Here is a 17031-nt window from a genome sequence, read left to right as displayed (position 1 = left end):
CGCCCGACGCTGGACGCGATACCCGACCGCTTCTGTCGTGATTTCTCCCGGAGCCCGCGGGGCCCCCGCCGCGGTGACGAGGGTGCTCACTCCGCCGTCGCCATCAGCTCCCGCACCTCCTCCTCGGTCGTGTCCCGGAGCTCCCCGTCGAGCAGCAGCCAGCGCGTGACGCCGATCGACTGCAGGAACGCCAGGTCGTGGCTGGCCACGATCAGCGCGCCCTGGTACGACTCCAGGGCCGAGGTGAGCTGCCGGACGCTGGCCATGTCGAGGTTGTTGGTCGGCTCGTCCAGCATCAGGAGCTGCGGCGCGGGCTCGGCGAGCAGCAGCGCCGCGAGCGCCGCGCGGAACCGCTCGCCGCCGGAGAGCGTGCCCGCCTCCTGGTCGGCCTTCGCGCCCTTGAACAGGAAGCGGGCCAGGCGGGCCCGGATCCGGTTGTTGGTGGCGTCGGGCGCGGCCCGCGCGACGTTCTCGGCGACGCTCAGGGTGTCGTCGAGTACGTCGAGCCGCTGGGGCAGGAACCGCAGCGGGACGTGCGCCAGGGCCTCGCCCGCCTCCGCTTCGAGCTGTCCCGCGATCGTGCGCAGCAGCGTCGTCTTGCCCGCACCGTTGCGGCCGACGAGCGCGATCCGTTCGGGCCCGCGCAGGTCGAACTCGCCCTTGACCTCGGCCCCGTAACGGAGTGTCAGCTCGCGCAGGGTGAGGACCTGGCGGCCCGGCGGCACCGCGGTGAAGGGCAGGTCGACGCGGATCTCGTCGTCGTCCCGCACCGCCTCCACGGCCTCGTCGAGGCGCTCCCTGGCCTCGCTGAGCTTCTCCTCGTGCATGATGCGGTGCTTGCCGGCGGAGACCTGGGCCTCCCGCTTGCGCGCGTTCATCACGATCTTCGGCTCGCGTTTCTGCGCGAACATCTTGTCGCCGTACCGCACGCGGCGCGCCAACTTCACCTGGGCGTCGGCGAGTTCGCGCTTCTGCCGCTTCAGGTCGGTCTCGGCGACGCGGACCATGCGCTCCGCCGCCTCCTGCTGGACCGCGAGCGCCTCCTCGTAGGCGCTGAAGTTGCCGCCGTACCAGGTGACTTCGCCTCCTCTCAGGTCGGCGATCTGGTCGACGAGGTCGAGGAGTTCACGGTCGTGGCTGACGGCGACGAGCACGCCCGACCAGGCCTGCACGGCCGCGTAGAGGCGCTGCCGGGCGAACAGGTCGAGGTTGTTCGTCGGCTCGTCGAGCAGCAGTACGTCGGGCCGGCGGAGCAGCAGCGAGGCCAGCCTGAGCAGCACGGACTCGCCGCCGGACACCTCGCCGATGGTGCGGTCGAGGCCGATGTGGCCGAGGCCGAGCTGGTCGAGTGTGGCGACGGCGCGCTCCTCGACGTCCCAGTCGTCGCCGACGGCGGTGAAGTGCTCCTCGGCCACGTCGCCCGCCTCGATGGCGTGCAGGGCGGCGCGCGTGGCGGCGATGCCGAGCACGTCGTCGACCCGCAGGCCGGTGTCGAGGGTGACGTTCTGCGGCAGGTAGCCGACTTCGCCGCTGACGCGGACGGTGCCGTCGGCGGGGGCGAGCTCGCCCGCGATCAGTTTCAACAGGGTTGATTTTCCTGACCCGTTGACACCGATCAGGCCGGTGCGTCCGGGGCCGAAGGCGATCTGGAGGCCGTCGAAGACCTCCGTACCGTCGGCCCAGGCGAAGCGGAGCGAGGAGCAGGCGATGGATGTGGGGTGGGTTGACATGGTGGGCGGCCTCCGGCGCGCTTGAAGTGACAGGGCAGCGCGTGGGGACACGGGGGTGCGACGGGGAGGGCGCGACAGGGGCCCCTGGCGGGGCGGAAGCAAGAAACGGAAAAAACCCTGCTGCGCGGGGGGACGGCTCACCGTCGGAGGTCGCACCGGGCGTGGGGCACAGGCGGAATCACTGTGCTACGCGGTGTCCCAGGACCTCAGACGAGCAACGTCCTACTCCGATCGACGACAACAAGGCTCGTACACTGTACGAGGCGATCTCGGCGGGTGTCAACAGTTTTCGCCAACTCGCCCTGGCTGAAGCCTGGTTGGGCGGCCCGGCCCAGCGGTTCAGCAGGCGTCGCGCAGCAGCTCGGCCAGATCGCCGTCCATGTCGAGGTGCAGATGCTCGCACCCGTCCGGTACGAGGGCGGCGGCGCGCTGGAGGAAGCGGTGCAGCTCGCCGGTGCGGACGTGGACGACGGCCGTGCCCTCGGACGCGTGGAACTCCAGGACGGTCCGGTCGTACCCGTACGGCCGCACCCGTACGTCCCCTTCGCCCGCGGCCCGTTCCACGCCGGCGGCGAGCAGCTCGCGGGCGAACGTCCAGGACACGTCGACGCCCTCCAGGGTGGCGGGCGCCGGGAACGCCATGCGCACGGCGTACGGGTCGCGGGCGTCGTAGCTCAGGGTCGCGGGGATGGTGGGCATACGGGGCGCGGACGCGATGAGACGGGCCTCGACGGCTTGCTCGATGACGGTGGACAACGCCTGCTCCCTCGACGACTGCCGGGCGGGATGGGCCCGGACACCGGGGAAGACGGCGGAACGGGCCGATCCGTGCACACGCCCTGTGGTGACTTGTGTCACCGGCCGTTCGCCGGGCGGCGGCCCCGCCCCGACGGCCCTCTGGACGGCCCTGCCGGGGTGGGCTAGCTTCCCCGCGCATGAGGGGACACGGGGAACGCAGGGGTCACAGAGGGCACAGAGGACACAGAGGACGTAGGGGCGTGTGGGGCTTACGGGGTGGCGGCGGCGCGGGACGGCTGTGGGCGGCGGGGGTGTGCGGCCTCGCGCTCGCGGCGTCGCTCACGGCGGCCCCGGCGGAGGCCCGGCCGCAGCAGGACGCGTCCGGGCGCGGAGCGCCGCGTACGACGGACGGCGGGGAACCGTCGCGTACGACGGCGGGGTGGGAGCTCAGGCCAAGCGGGAGCGATGCCCGCTTCCGGGGGCTTGCGGCGGTCAGCAGGTCCACGGCGTGGGCGGCGGGTTCGAAGGGCACGGTGCTGCGCACGGTCGACGGCGGGCGCGGCTGGTCGGACGTGTCACCGGCGGGCGCGGGGGAGCTGGAGTTCCGGGACGTGGCGGCCTTCGACGCGCGCCGGGCCGTGGTTCTGGCCATCGGGGAGGGCGAGGCCTCGCGGGTCTTCCGCACCGAGGACGGCGGCGCGAGCTGGACGGAGTCCTTCCGGAACACCGACCCGAGGGCGTTCTACGACTGCCTGACCTTCTTCGACCGCCGGCACGGGCTCGCGATGAGCGATCCGGTGGACGGCAAGTACCGCATCCTGTCCACCGCCGACGGCGGCCGCTCCTGGAAGGTGTTGCCGGACGACGGAATGCCCCCGGCGCAGGAGGGCGAGGCGGGATTCGCGGCGAGCGGCCAGTGCCTGGTCTCGGCCGGGCCGCGGGACGTGTGGCTGGCCACTGGCGGCGCGGCCCACGCGCGCGTGCTGCACTCCGGGGACCGCGGCCGCACCTGGACGGCGACCACGGCCCCGATCCCGGCCGGCGACCCGGCGCGCGGCGTCTTCGGCCTGGCGTTCCGCGACAGGCGGCACGGCCTCGCGGTCGGCGGCGACTACCGCCCCGACCAGGCCTCGCCCGATGCCGCGGCCCGCTCCGCGGACGGCGGCCGTGGCTGGACCAGCGCCGCCGAGCCGCCGCCCGCGTACCGCTCCGGCGTGGCCTGGCTGCCGCACAGCGAGGCCGCTGCGCTCGCGGTCGGCCCGACCGGCACCGACGTCACCACGGACGCGGGCCGCACCTGGCGCACGGTCGACACCGGCTCGTACGACACCGTCGACTGCGCGCCGGACGGCGGCTGCTGGGCCTCCGGCGAGCAGGGCCGCATCGCCCGACTGCGGTGAGCGGGGTCGCTCAGGAGGCCAACTGCTGCCTGAACGGGGCGAGTTCGGGCGCGGTCTTGGTCGCGATGAACTCGGTCACGCGGTACTCGCAGACCCCGGCGGTGCTGAACGGGTCCGCGGCGGCGATCTTCTCGACGGCGGCACGGTCCTCGCCGACGGCGATGATCACGCCGCCGTCGCGCGGGTTCTTGCGCCCGGAGGCGATGAAGACGCCGTCGGCGAGGTGCCGGTCGAGCCACTCGACGTGTGCGTCGAGGTGGGCTTCCACGGCTTCGATCGGGGCGGTGTAGGTCAACTCGAGAACGAACATGACGGTGAGACTATCCCCGCAGGTCCCAGCGCTCAGTAGCGGACCCGGGCCACCGCGGGCGGGAGGCCGGTGTTCCGTTCGGGCCCGAGCTGCGCCTCCTGCTCGCCGCGCAATCCGGTCCGCGTACGCTCGCACCACCATGACGACCGTACGCATCCCCGCCGACTGGCCCACCACCGAAGCCCAAGCACGCACCGTCCAGGACGAGTTGCGCGCCCGCGTCGACCTGCACGAACCCGGACCGACGCCTGGAGAAGGCACGGTCACGGGCGTCGATGTGGCGTACGACGACGAGCGGGACGTGGTCGTCGCGGCCGCCGTGGTCCTCGACGGGGCGAGCCTGGAGGTCGTCGAGGAGGCCACCGCGGTGGGGCAGGTCAGCTTCCCGTACGTCCCCGGGCTGCTTGCGTTCCGCGAACTCCCCGCTGTCCTGGCCGTGTTGGACCGGCTGACGGCCGCGCCGGGCCTCGTCGTCTGCGACGGCTACGGGCGCGCCCACCCGCGCCGCTTCGGCCTCGCGAGCCACCTGGGCGTGCTGACGGGGCTCCCGACGATCGGCGTCGCCAAGAACCCGTTCACGTTCGCGTACGAGGAGCCGGGGGCTCGGCGAGGCAGTACGTCGCCGCTCGTGGACGTGGACGCGGGTGGGGAGGAGGTGGGGTGTGCGGTGCGGACCCAGGACGGGGTGAAGCCGGTGTTCGTCTCCGTCGGCCACCGGGTCGCGCTCGACGTCGCGGTCGCCCACGTGCTTCGGCTTGCGCCGCGGTATCGGTTGCCGGAGTCGACGCGGCGGGCGGATGCGTTGTGCAGGCGTGCACTTGCGGAGGCCTTGGGCTGAGCGCCCCCCTCCCGGGGCTTCGCCCCGGGCCCTCGGCTGTTGTCCGGCTGTCGCGCCGTGGGGGCTGGTGGCGCAGTTCCCCGCGCCCCTTAAGGTGCCGCCCCCGGCTGTTGTTCGACTGCTGCGCCGTCGTGGTTGCTCGCGCAGTTCCCCGCGCCCCTGACGGGGCACTCATCTCAGCCCCAGCCCCAGCCCCAGCCCGCAGCCCTCACGCCCGCAGAATCAGCCCTGCCCCGTAAAAATCCAGCCCCCCGGCGATTGAGGAGCGGGGGTCCGGGAGGGGGGCCGGGGCGGAGTCCCGTGGTGGGGGTGGGGGCGGCAGCCCCGGGAGCGGCGGGGGGCTGGGGGCGCAGCCCCCGGAGTTGTCCGCTGAGGACTTTCGGGAAGGGGCGGGGAGGGGAGATGGCCGCCCGCAGGGCGATCGACGGTGCCCGAGTCGACGGCGCGGGGCCTGGAACAGTGGCTCAACGCTCCCCGCGCGCCACCCGGAAGACGATCCCCGCGCCCCGCAACCGCTCCCGCAGCGCCGCCCCCATCGCGACGGCAGTCGTGACCTGGCCCGAGGTCGGGGGAAGCTCGTCGAACGCGAGGCACAGCGCGGACTCGGCGAACATCTTCGCCGTCTCGCCGTACCCCGGGTCCCCGCCCGACACCTCGGTGTAGACCCGCCGCCCACCCCCGTCCCCCACGAACCGCACCGAGAACCAGCTCTCCGCGCGCCGCTGCTCGCTCGGCCCCTCGCCCGGCTTGACCCGGTCCGACAACCAGCGCCGCGCGGGCGGAAGTTGGGCGGCCGTGGCGAGTGCGCCGAGCGCGGCCACCCCGCCGAGCGCGACCGGCAGGTGCTTCACGGCGGCGTAGTGCCGGTACCGGAAGTCCGGCCCGTACCGCTCCAGGGCGCGCGCCGAGCGCTGCACGATCTGCGGGTCGACCGTCGGCAACGGCACCGCCCAGGCGTCGAGTTCCTTCGCGTACCGGGGCGTGCCCACGGGTGCGTACGCGCGGCGGCCCGCCAGGCGAGGCTCGTGCCGGCGGCGGTCCCGCGCGGCCGCCGCCGTCTGCCGCCCGCGCGAGAACGCGGTCAGCGCGGACGCGAACGTACCGCCGGAGAACGAGGCGTTGGTGCGCACGAACCCGTCGATCCGCAGCGGCACCCCCTCCGGCAGCTGCTCCACGGTGAACTGCACGCCCAGATCGTGCGGCACGGAGTCGAAGCCGCAGGCGTGCACGAGCCGCGCGCCGGTCTCACGCGCGCGTGCGTCGTGCCGCACATAGGTGAGGTCGATGAACTCCGGCTCGCCGGTGAGGTCCAGATAGTCGGTGCCCGCGTCGGCGCAGGCGGCGACGAGCTCCTGCCCGTACGTGATGTACGGCCCGACGGTCGTCGCCACCACGCGCGCGTGGCGGGCGATTTCGCGGAGCGAGGCCGGGTCGTCGGCGTCGGCGCGCAGCAGCGGCAGCTCGGCGAGGTCCGGCTCGACCCCGGCGAGCCGCTCGCGCAGCCGCTCCAGCTTGGCGGTGGAGCGCCCGGCGAGCGCCCAGCGCAGCCCCTTCGGCGCGTGCTCGGCGAGGTACTCGGCGATCAGTGCGCCGACGAACCCCGTCGCCCCGAACAGCACGATGTCGTACGGGCGCTCCGCGCGGCCCGCGTCGGTCGTCGTGGCCCTGCCGGCCTTCTCGTCGCCTGTGCTCATGACACCCCATCGTCGTGCCGCGCCGTTGTCGGCAGCCGAGGCTAGCGTGAGCGTGAAGCAGCCGTTCGAGCACCCCGGAGCGAGGCATGGTCGAACCGAACAATCCGCCGCACAAGGCCCCGGCGGCCATGCGGCGGAAGTGGCAGCGGGTGCGGTCGTTCGCCCTTGAGCTGCCCGGCGCCGTCGAGGAGTTCCCCTGGGGGGAGTCGGTGGCGAAGGTGAACCGCAAGGTGTTCGTCTTCCTCGGTGTGGAGGACGGCAGTTGGCCCCTTGCCGTGACGGTGAAACTCAGGGACGAGGAGGCGCACGCGCACGCGCTGACGTGCCCGGGTGCGGAGCCCGCCGGGTACGGCCTGGGGAAGGCGGGCTGGGTGCGCGTCCCCCTGGAGGAGCAGGGCGCGCCGGACGCCGAGCTGCTGTGCGACTGGGTGGAGGAGAGCTACCGCGTGATCGCCACGAAGAAGTGGATCGCGGAACTCGACGCCCGCCACTGAGTATTTCTAAGCGCTTGCTCGTGAACCCTTGTGCGGAGGGGGAACGCCTTCCTAACATCACTGGTGTTACATCAGTGGTGTCACAGTGCTGGGGGCTCGATGACAGGGACAGCGGCAAAGGGTCAAGGGACAGCAGCAGAGGGGCAGAACGGTCCGCTGAGCGGAGTCCGCGTGGTCGAGCTCGCCGGCATCGGGCCCGGCCCGTTCGCCGCGATGCTCCTGGCCGACCTCGGCGCGGACGTGGTCCGGGTGGACCGCCCCGGCGGCGGCGGACTGGCCATCGACCCCGCGTACGACATCACCAACCGCAACAAGCGCTCGGTCCTCGTCGACCTCAAGTCGCCCGAAGGACCCGCCCAGGTGCTCGACCTGGTGGAGCGCGCCGACATCCTGATCGAGGGGTACCGGCCGGGCGTCGCCGAGCGCCTCGGCGTCGGCCCCGAGGAGTGCCACGCTCGCAACTCCCGTCTGGTGTACGGGCGGATGACCGGCTGGGGCCAGGAGGGCCCGCTCGCCCAGAGCGCCGGCCACGACATCGGGTACATCGCGATCACCGGCACCCTCGGCATGATCGGCCGCCCGGACGAGGCCCCCGCTATCCCCGCCAACCTCGTCGGGGACTTCGCGGGCGGCTCGCTCTACCTCGTCGTCGGCCTCCTCGCCGCGCTGCAGCACGCCCGTGGCAGCGGCGAGGGCCAGGTCGTGGACGCCGCGATCGTGGACGGCGCGGCGCACCTCGCGTCGATGATCCACGGCATGCTGGCGGCCGGCGGCTGGCAGGACCGGCGCGGCTCCAACCTCCTCGACGGCGGCTGCCCGTTCTACGGCAACTACGAGACGGCGGACGGCGGGCACATGGCCGTCGGCGCCCTGGAGCAGCAGTTCTACGACGAGTTCGTCACGCTCCTCGGCATCGCCGAGCAGGCGCCGCCGCGCGGGGACCTGGCCGCCTGGGGCGAGTTGAGGGACACGATCGCCGCCGCGTTCAAGACCCGTACGCGCGAGGAGTGGACGGCCGTCTTCGCGGGCACCGACGCCTGCGTGGCGCCCGTCCTCTCGCTGCGCGAGGCGCCCGCCCACCCGCATCTCGCCGCCCGCGCCACCTTCGTCGAGCACAGCGGCATCACCCAGCCCGCGCCCGCGCCCCGCTTCTCCGCCACCCCGGTGAGCGTGCGCCGCGGCCCGGCACGGCCCGGCGCCGACACCGCCGAGGTGGCCGCTGACTGGGACGTGCCCCGTCTGACCGAGGGGGACGGTTCCTGAACGGCCCGCCCCCGTGAGCGAGTTGCCCCCGCCGGACCACAGACGGACCACAGACCGCATCCCCCGAAGCCGCCTCCAGGAGGCCCCAGCATGACGCCACAGACGCCCTCGGGCATGCAGCGCAAGCTGTACGACGCCGATCATGAGGCGTTCCGCGAGACCGTGCGCACCTTCCTCGCCAAGGAGGTCACGCCGCACTACGAGCAGTGGGAGAAGGACGGCATCGTCTCCCGCGAGGCCTGGCTCGCCGCCGGCCGGCAGGGGCTGCTCGGCCTCGCCGTGCCCGAGGAGTTCGGCGGCGGCGGGAACGAGGACTTCCGCTACTCCGCCGTACTGGCCGAGGAGTTCACCCGCGCAGGCGTCCCCGGCCTCGCCGTCGGCCTGCACAACGACATCATCGGCCCGTATCTGACCTCGCTCGCCACCGACGAGCAGAAGCGGCGCTGGCTGCCCGGGTTCTGCGACGGCTCGCTGATCACCGCGATCGCCATGACCGAGCCGGGCGCGGGCTCCGACCTGCAGGGCATCCGCACGAGCGCCGAGGACAAGGGCGACCACTGGCTGCTCAACGGCTCTAAGACGTTCATCTCCAACGGCATCCTCGCCGACCTCGTCGTGGTCGTCGCGAAGACCACCCCCGAGGGCGGCGCGCACGGCCTGTCGCTGCTCGTCGTCGAGCGCGGCATGGAGGGCTTCGAGCGCGGCCGCAACCTCGACAAGATCGGCCAGAAGTCCCAGGACACCGCCGAGTTGTTCTTCAACGACGTGAAGGTGCCCAAGGAGAACCTGCTCGGCGAGCTCGACGGCGCGTTCATCCACCTGATGACCAACCTCGCGCAGGAGCGCATGGGCATCGCCGTCGCCGCGATCGCCGCCGCCGAGCACCTGCTCGAAATCACCATGAGTTACGTGAAGGAGCGCGAGGCCTTCGGCCGCTCCATCGCCAAGTTCCAGCACATCCGCTTCGAGATAGCCGAGATGGCCACCGAGTGCGCCGTCACCCGGACCTTCCTCGACCGCTGCATCGAGGACCACGACAAGGGCGAACTGGACGCCGTGCACGCGTCCATGGCCAAGTGGTGGGCCACCGAACTGCAGAAGCGCGTCGCCGACCGCTGCCTCCAACTGCACGGCGGCTACGGCTACATGACCGAGTACCGGGTCGCGAAGGCCTTCACCGACGGCCGCATCCAGACCATCTACGGCGGCACGACCGAGATCATGAAGGAGATCATCGGCCGCTCGCTGCTCCCGTAGCCCGCCTTCTTCTTCGTAGAGCACTCCTTGTAGGGCACTCCTTCTTCGCAGAGCCGAGAGCCACCCTCACCTCCCGCACCACGAAAGGCTTGAGACCTTGAGCACCGAAGCGTACGTGTACGACGCGATCCGCACCCCGCGCGGGCGCGGCAAGGCCAACGGGGCCCTGCACGGCACCAAGCCCATCGACCTGGTGGTCGGCCTGATCCACGAGATCAAGGCCCGCTTCCCCGGCCTCGACCCGGCCGCCATCGACGACATCGTGCTCGGCGTCGTCGGCCCCGTCGGCGACCAGGGCTCCGACATCGCCCGGATCGCCGCCATCGCCGCCGGACTGCCCGACACGGTGGCCGGCGTGCAGGAGAACCGCTTCTGTGCCTCGGGCCTCGAAGCGGTCAACCTGGCCGCGATGAAGGTCCGTTCGGGCTGGGAGGACCTGGTCCTCGCGGGCGGCGTCGAGTCGATGTCGCGCGTCCCGATGGCCTCGGACGGCGGCGCCTGGTTCGCCGACCCGATGACCAACTTCGAGACCGGCTTCGTGCCGCAGGGCATCGGCGCCGACCTGATCGCCACCATCGAGGGCTTCTCGCGGCGCGACGTCGACGAGTACGCGGCCCTGTCCCAGGAGCGCGCCGCCGCCGCGATCAAGGACGGCCGCTTCGAGCGCTCCGTCGTCCCCGTCAAGGACCGCAGCGGCCTGACCGTCCTCGACCAGGACGAGTTCCCGCGCCCCGGCACCACCGCCGAATCCCTCGCCAAGCTGAAGCCCTCCTTCAAGGACATCGGCGACCTCGGCGGCTTCGACGCGGTGGCGCTGCAGAAGTACCACTGGGTCGAGCAGATCGACCACGTCCACCACGCGGGCAACTCCTCCGGCATCGTCGACGGGGCATCCCTGGTCGCGATCGGCACGCGCGAGGTGGGGGAGCGGTACGGGCTCACGCCGCGCGCCCGGATCGTCTCCGCGGCGGTCTCCGGCTCCGAGCCGACGATCATGCTGACGGGGCCGGCGCCCGCCACCCGCAAGGCGCTCGCCAAGGCCGGCCTGACTATCGACGACATCGACCTGGTCGAGATCAACGAGGCGTTCGCGGCGGTCGTGCTGCGCTTCGTCAAGGACATGGGGCTCGACCTGGAGAAGGTCAACGTCAACGGCGGCGCGATCGCTCTCGGTCACCCGCTGGGCGCGACGGGCGCGATGATTCTGGGCACGTTGGTGGACGAGTTGGAGCGACGGGACCTGCGGTACGGGCTGGCCACGCTGTGCGTGGGTGGCGGTATGGGCATCGCGACCGTCGTCGAGCGGCTGTAGAGCGCCGTAGGGGCCGAGGTTCGTCGCCGAGTGCAGGCGCGTCGTGGTTGCTCGCGCAGTTCCCCGCGCCCCTGAGATGCGCACTCCGTGCCGCATCTCCCAGGGGAAAGCGGGGCGCAGCCCCTGCTTTCAGGGGCGCGGGGCTGTGACATCAGCGGCTCCGCCGCGGGGCGCGACAAGCCCCCACCGACCGGCAGTCGGCCCACGAACCCAGCCACCCACCCCCGTAGCCGACCCGCACCCCAACAGACCTCACGGAGAACCCGACATGACCGAAAGCACCATCCGCTGGTCGCAGGACGACACCGGCATCGTCACGCTCGTGCTCGACGACCCGAACCAGTCCGCGAACACCATGAACCAGGCGTTCAAGGACTCCCTCGCGGCGATCACCGACCGCCTGGAGGCCGAGAAGGACAGCATCCGGGGCATCATCCTCACCTCGGCCAAGAAGACCTTCTTCGCCGGCGGTGACCTGCGCGACCTGATCCAGGTCACCCCCGAGACCGCGCACCTCGCCTTCGAGGCCGGCCAGGGCATCAAGCGCGACCTGCGCCGCATCGAGACCCTCGGCAAGCCCGTCGTCGCGGCCATCAACGGCGCGGCCCTGGGCGGCGGTTACGAGATCGCCCTCGCCTGCCACCACCGCGTCGCCCTCGACGCGTCCGGCACCAAGATCGGCCTGCCCGAGGCCACCCTCGGCCTGCTCCCCGGAGGCGGCGGCGTCGTCCGTACCGTACGGCTCCTCGGCATCGCCGACGCGCTCCTGAAGGTGCTGCTCCAGGGCAACCAGTACAACCCGAAGCGCGCCCTCGACAACGGCCTGATCCATGAACTCGCCGCCGACCGCGACGAGTTGATCGCCAAGGCCCGCGCGTTCATCGACGCCAACCCGGAGTCCGCGCAGCCCTGGGACAAGCCCGGCTACAAGATCCCCGGCGGCACCCCGGCCAACCCGAAGTTCGCGGCGAACCTGCCCGCCTTCCCCGCCAACCTCAAGAAGCAGACGGGCGGCGCGAACTACCCGGCGCAGCGCAACATCCTCGCGGCGGCCGTCGAGGGTTCGCAGGTCGACTTCGAGACCGCCCTGACCATCGAGGCGCGCTACTTCACCGAGCTCGCCGCCGGTCAGGTCTCGAAGAACATGATCCAGGCGTTCTTCTTCGACCTGCAGGCCGTCAACTCCGGTGCCAACCGCCCGAAGGGCGTCGAGCCGAAGCCGGTCCGCAAGGTCGCCGTGCTCGGCGCGGGCATGATGGGCGCGGGCATCGCGTACTCCTGCGCGCTCGCGGGCATCGACGTCGTTCTGAAGGACGTCGCGCAGGCCTCCGCCGAGAAGGGCAAGGACTACTCCGTCAAGCTCTGCGAGAAGGCCGTGAGCCGCGGCCGTACGACGCAGGAGAAGGCGGACGCCCTGCTCGCCCGGATCACCCCGACCGCCGACCCGCAGGACCTCGCGGGCTGTGACGCGGTGATCGAGGCGGTCTTCGAGGACCCGGCGCTCAAGCACAAGGTGTTCCAGGAGATCCAGGACATCGTCGAGCCCGACGCGCTGCTCTGCTCCAACACCTCGACCCTGCCGATCACCGCCCTCGCCGAAGGCGTCGAGCGGCAGGCCGACTTCATCGGCCTGCACTTCTTCTCGCCCGTCGACAAGATGCCGCTCGTCGAGATCATCAAGGGCGAGAAGACCGGCGACGAGGCGCTCGCCCGCGCCTTCGACCTGGTCCGCCAGATCAAGAAGACCCCGATCGTGGTGAACGACTCGCGCGGCTTCTTCACCTCCCGCGTCATCGGCCACTTCATCAACGAGGGCGTCGCGATGGTCGGCGAGGGCGTCGAGCCCGCCTCCGTCGAGCAGGCCGCGGCGCAGGCCGGCTACCCGGCGAAGGTCCTCTCCCTGATGGACGAGCTGACCCTCACCCTGCCCCGCAAGATCCGCAACGAGACCCGCAAGGCCATCGAGGACGAGGGCGGCGCCTGGGCCGTGCACCCGGCCGAGGCCGTCATCGACCGCATGGTCGACGAGTTCGGCCGCCCCGGCCGCAGCGGCGGCGCCGGCTTCTACGAGTACGACGAGAACGGCAAGCGCGCGAAGCTCTGGCCGGGCCTGCGCGAGCACTTCACCAAGCCGGGGTACGAGATCCCGTTCCGCGACATGCAGGAGCGGATGCTGTTCTCGGAGGCTCTCGACACGGTGCGCCTCATCGAGGAGGGCGTCCTGACCTCGGTCGCGGACGCCAACATCGGCTCGATCTTCGGCATCGGCTTCCCGGGCTGGACCGGCGGCGTGCTGCAGTACATCAACGGCTACGACGGCGGCGCCGGGGGAGGTGTCGGCCTGCCCGGCTTCGTGGCTCGCGCCCGCGAGCTGGCCGCGACGTACGGTGAGCGCTTCGAGCCGCCGGCGTTGCTCGTCGCGAAGGCCGAGAGCGGCGAGAAGTTCAGCGACGCCTGAGCGGAGACCCGTCGCAAGGCGACCGACGGCTGCGCCCGGAGCCCCGTGCTCCGGGCGCAGCCGTCGGCCTGGTAGAACAGCTCAGAACGCGGAACGAACGCAGAACAGAACAACGGGGGATGATCCGCATGAGGTTGAAGTCGGTCGTGTGCACGGTCGTCGGGCTTTCCATGGCGCTCACGGCATGCGGGGGCTCGAACCTCGGCCAGGGCGGCGACAAGCCGGCGGAGCCGGAGCAGAGCACGAGTTCCTCCGCGACGCCGGAGGCCGACAAGCACGTGGCGCCCGCCGCGGTCGTGGTGCCGTTGATCCCCGACCACATGCCCGAGCCGCTGAAGAAGCCCCGGGAGAACGAGTTCTACGGAGAGCTCCAGGGCACCAAGGGCACCCTGCAGTGCCCGCCGAGTGACAAGCGGTGCGAGGCCGTCGTCTCCGGCGCCATCGCCGAGTTCGGCACGGAGATGTTCGAGGACGGCGGCGAGTACGCCAACTTCGAGGTCTGGGAGTACCGCACCCCGATCAGCGCGCAGGGCGGCTTCGACGCCTGGAAGGAGAAGCTCGACGGCGAGGCCAAGGGCTTCCTGGCTCTTCCCGAGGGCCGCTTCGGCGAGCAGAAGTCGGCCACCACCTCCGTCGCGGGCAACAAGATGGGCGACCGGATGCTCCTCGTCCGCCAGGGCAAGTACGTCGGCGTCGTCACCACCTACAGCCGCGCGGACATCAAGGACGACGGCAAGCCGGGCCCGACCGCCCTCGTCGAACTCGGCAAGCTCCTGGTCCAGCGCATGGACCAGGCCGAGCGCGAGCAGGCCCCGACCGCCTCGGCCAGGCACATCAACCTGACGTAGCGCCTCTCACGTACCGCTCGCGCAGCTCCTCCTTGAGGGTCCTCTGCGAGTAGCCGCCCATTCACGCGGTTGTGGACCGGCCGGAGTAGCGAGCTCGGAGTTCGTCCTTGAGGGTCCTCTGAAAAGCAGTGACCAGGGCCTGGACGACCATCGGCTGCATGTGCGCGGAGAGCGACTTCATCGCGGCCACCGCCTCCGGGTCCCGCTCGCGCTCGCTGTACGGGCCCCACACCTCGTCCTGGAACAGCCGCGTCAGCTCCTTCGCGGCCTCGCGCGAGTGCTGCAGCATCACCTCGCGCGCGGCGACGATCGAGTCCAAGCCGATCGGCACGTCGAGCAGGCGCAGGCCGAGGTGGAGCAGGCCGGGGTCGATGCGGAACGTGTCTGCGTCGTCCGTGCGCTCCAGGACGTCCATCGCCGCGAGCCGGTCCACGTCCGCCTCGGCGAGGGCGCGGCCCGCGCGCCGCTCCAGCTGCTCGCGGCTCAGCTCGGCGGCGCTGTCGGGGATCCAGCTGGCGACGAGGGCGCGGTGGATCGCCAGGTCGTGCTCGCTCATGTCGGGCGGCAGCTGCTCCAGGTACCGCTCGATCGCGGCGAGGGTCAGGCCGTGGTGCTGCAGCTCCTCGATCAGGGCGAGCCGCGACAGGTGGTCCGGGCCGTACCGCCCCACGCGGCGCGGGCCGATGGCCGGCGGGGGCAGCAGCCCGCGGGTGCTGTAGAAGCGGATGGTGCGCACGGTGACCCCGGCGCGCGCGGCCAGCTCGTCGACCGTGAGCGTGGGCGCCCCCGGACCGCCGACGTCCTCGGAGGTGTCCTGGGCGGAGGAGTCCGCTTCGGTCGTCATGGCTGCGCTCCATCTCCGGGTCGTACGTCCGTCCGGTGCAACAGTATTGCTGTCTCACCACTGCTGCGAAAGTGCCCGGACGCCCCGCCGTACGGCCGGGAGGCCCCGAGCCGCCGCCCGTTCACCGGCTGTATGGGGTGGGGTCAGGCAGCCGCAAGGCCCCGACCAGCATGTGAGATAGAACGCGATGTGATCTGCGCCACCGCATAAACGCGCCGTCAGGGGTGAAGGTGTCCCGTCGGTTCGTGTCGAGGTGGTCTCTGTTCGAGGTCAGGTGGGGGTACGGACCAAGGCACATCCCCTCGAGAGAGCAGATCCACCCGTGAGCAAGGACGCCGTCACGACGGCTGCGGCCGCATCCCGCACAGATGCCCCGCAGACGCCCGCGGATGCGGGCGACGCCGGTTACAGCAAGGACCTCAAGGCCCGCCACATCAACATGATCGCCATCGGTGGAGCGATCGGCACCGGCCTTTTCCTCGGCGCAGGAGGACGCCTCAACTCGGCAGGACCGGGCCTCGCGCTCGCGTATCTCGTCTGCGGCGTCTTCGCCTTCTTCGTAGTCCGAGCTCTGGGCGAGCTCGTCGTCTACCGCCCCTCCTCCGGTTCCTTCGTGTCGTACGCGCGCGAGTTCCTCGGTGAGAAGGGCGCCTTCGTCGCCGGTTGGGCGTACTTCCTCAACTGGTCGACCACCGGCATCGCCGACATCACGGCGATCGCGCTCTACACGCACTACTGGAGCTTCTTCACCGACATACCGCAGTGGGTGCTGGCCCTGATCGCGCTCGCGATCGTGCTGGTCGTGAACCTGATCTCGGTGAAGATCTTCGGCGAGATGGAGTTCTGGTTCTCCATCATCAAGGTGGCCGCGCTCGTGGCCTTCATGCTGATCGGCATCTTCCTGCTCGTGACGCAGCAGCCGGTCGGCGGCGAGACCCCCGGCCTGCATGTGATCACCGAGAACGGCGGCTGGTTCCCGGCGGGCATCATGCCGGTCGTGATCGTGATGCAGGGCGTCGTCTTCGCGTACGCCTCGCTCGAGCTCGTCGGCGTCGCCGCGGGCGAGACCGCGGAGCCGCAGAAGGTCGTCCCGCGCGCGGTGAACTCGATCATGTGGCGCGTGGGCCTGTTCTACGTCGGCTCGGTCGTGCTGCTCGCGCTCCTCATGCCCGGCTCGATGTACTCGGGCGACGAGAGCCCGTTCGTCACCGTCCTGTCGAAGATCGGCGTGCCGGCGGCCGGTGACGTGATGAACCTCGTGGTCCTCACGGCCGCGATGTCGTCCCTCAACTCCGGTCTCTACTCCACCGGCCGCATCCTGCGCTCGATGGCGATGGCCGGCTCGGCGCCGAAGTTCACGGCGAAGATGAACCGCTCCAAGGTTCCGTACGGCGGCATCATGCTCACCTCCGCGGTGTGCGTGCTCGGCGTCGGCCTGAACTTCCTGATGCCGGAGAAGGCCTTCGAGATCGTCCTGAACGTCGCCTCGCTCGGCATCATCACGACCTGGGTGACGATCATGGTCTGTCACCTGGCGTTCGTCCGCCGGTCGAAGCAGGGCCTGATCGAGCGGCCGAAGTTCCGGCTTCCCGGCTCCCCGGTCACCGAGATCGTCACGATCGTCTTCCTGCTCTCGGTGCTCGCCCTGATGTGGCAGGACCCGGAGATCGGCCGCCGCACGCTGTACCTGATCCCGATCATCGCCGCGGCGATGGTGGGCGGCTGGTTCGCGGTCCGCAAGCGGGTCGCGAAGAACGAGCTCGACAAGTCGTACGAGGAGCTGGGCATCGAGTAACGCCCGCTCCGCACGGCGCACACGACGGCGGCCCCGCCCCGAGAACCCCT

At 71.4% G+C, this 17031-nt stretch carries 14 protein-coding genes; 9 read left to right on the top strand and 5 right to left on the bottom strand.

What is annotated here, in order from left to right; all coding sequences use genetic code 11:
* Window positions 1–86 precede the first annotated feature (86 nt).
* Entirely contained in the window at window positions 87–1730 is a 1644-nt protein-coding gene (locus tag QIS96_RS22875; protein ID WP_282544572.1) for an ABC-F family ATP-binding cassette domain-containing protein, read from the bottom strand.
* 339 nt (window positions 1731–2069) lie between these two features.
* Window positions 2070–2486 (bottom strand): spore wall synthesis regulator SsgD, encoded by a 417-nt coding sequence (gene ssgD, locus QIS96_RS22870; RefSeq protein ID WP_282544571.1) that lies wholly within the window; start codon window positions 2484–2486, stop codon window positions 2070–2072.
* A 242-nt stretch (window positions 2487–2728) separates the two neighbouring features.
* On the opposite strand from ssgD, the gene QIS96_RS22865 reads away from it, so the two are divergent.
* A complete protein-coding gene (locus QIS96_RS22865) occupies window positions 2729–3868 on the top strand; it encodes a sialidase family protein (RefSeq protein ID WP_282544570.1) in 1140 nt (379 codons plus the stop codon).
* 10 nt (window positions 3869–3878) lie between these two features.
* Here the strand turns inward: QIS96_RS22865 and QIS96_RS22860 are convergent, their stop codons facing one another.
* Window positions 3879–4178 (bottom strand): YciI family protein, encoded by a 300-nt coding sequence (locus QIS96_RS22860; RefSeq protein WP_282544569.1) that lies wholly within the window; start codon window positions 4176–4178, stop codon window positions 3879–3881.
* Window positions 4179–4317: 139 nt separating this feature from the next.
* Here QIS96_RS22860 and QIS96_RS22855 point away from each other — a divergent pair, with 139 nt between their 5' ends.
* On the top strand, window positions 4318–5016 hold the full coding sequence (locus QIS96_RS22855) for an endonuclease V (RefSeq protein WP_282544568.1): 699 nt from the start codon (window positions 4318–4320) through the stop codon (window positions 5014–5016).
* A 464-nt stretch (window positions 5017–5480) separates the two neighbouring features.
* On the opposite strand, the gene QIS96_RS22850 is transcribed toward QIS96_RS22855, so the two are convergent.
* Entirely contained in the window at window positions 5481–6710 is a 1230-nt protein-coding gene (locus tag QIS96_RS22850) for a saccharopine dehydrogenase family protein (protein ID WP_282544567.1), read from the bottom strand.
* Between the two features lie 86 nt (window positions 6711–6796).
* Here QIS96_RS22850 and QIS96_RS22845 point away from each other — a divergent pair, with 86 nt between their 5' ends.
* The 6 genes from QIS96_RS22845 (at window position 6797) to QIS96_RS22820 (ending at window position 14342) form a co-directional block, all read left to right on the top strand.
* Window positions 6797–7204 (top strand): MmcQ/YjbR family DNA-binding protein, encoded by a 408-nt coding sequence (locus QIS96_RS22845; protein ID WP_282544566.1) that lies wholly within the window; start codon window positions 6797–6799, stop codon window positions 7202–7204.
* A gap of 99 nt (window positions 7205–7303) precedes the next feature.
* Window positions 7304–8467: a CaiB/BaiF CoA transferase family protein gene (locus QIS96_RS22840; RefSeq protein ID WP_282544565.1), complete on the top strand. Its 1164-nt coding sequence runs from the start codon at window positions 7304–7306 to the stop codon at window positions 8465–8467.
* A gap of 114 nt (window positions 8468–8581) precedes the next feature.
* A complete protein-coding gene (locus QIS96_RS22835) occupies window positions 8582–9724 on the top strand; it encodes an acyl-CoA dehydrogenase family protein (RefSeq protein ID WP_282544655.1) in 1143 nt (380 codons plus the stop codon).
* A gap of 97 nt (window positions 9725–9821) precedes the next feature.
* Window positions 9822–11036 carry an acetyl-CoA C-acetyltransferase gene (locus tag QIS96_RS22830; protein WP_282544564.1) on the top strand — a complete coding sequence of 405 codons (1215 nt, stop codon included), beginning with the start codon at window positions 9822–9824 and terminating at the stop codon, window positions 11034–11036.
* 268 nt (window positions 11037–11304) lie between these two features.
* Complete coding sequence (locus QIS96_RS22825; protein WP_282544563.1) at window positions 11305–13494, top strand: 3-hydroxyacyl-CoA dehydrogenase NAD-binding domain-containing protein; 2190 nt, start codon at window positions 11305–11307, stop codon at window positions 13492–13494.
* 128 nt (window positions 13495–13622) lie between these two features.
* Window positions 13623–14342 carry a hypothetical protein gene (locus QIS96_RS22820; protein ID WP_282544562.1) on the top strand — a complete coding sequence of 240 codons (720 nt, stop codon included), beginning with the start codon at window positions 13623–13625 and terminating at the stop codon, window positions 14340–14342.
* Window positions 14343–14403: 61 nt separating this feature from the next.
* Here the strand turns inward: QIS96_RS22820 and QIS96_RS22815 are convergent, their stop codons facing one another.
* Window positions 14404–15186: a MerR family transcriptional regulator gene (locus QIS96_RS22815; protein WP_282544561.1), complete on the bottom strand. Its 783-nt coding sequence runs from the start codon at window positions 15184–15186 to the stop codon at window positions 14404–14406.
* A gap of 322 nt (window positions 15187–15508) precedes the next feature.
* Between QIS96_RS22815 and QIS96_RS22810 the strand changes: the two genes are divergently transcribed.
* Window positions 15509–16981 (top strand): amino acid permease, encoded by a 1473-nt coding sequence (locus QIS96_RS22810; RefSeq protein ID WP_282544560.1) that lies wholly within the window; start codon window positions 15509–15511, stop codon window positions 16979–16981.
* Window positions 16982–17031 lie beyond the last annotated feature (50 nt).

The organism is Streptomyces cavernicola (assembly GCF_029968035.1).
Lineage (GTDB): Bacteria > Actinomycetota > Actinomycetes > Streptomycetales > Streptomycetaceae > Streptomyces > Streptomyces cavernicola.
Note: the sequence above shows the minus strand (reverse complement) of the source record. Positions and strands in the feature narration are given on the sequence as shown.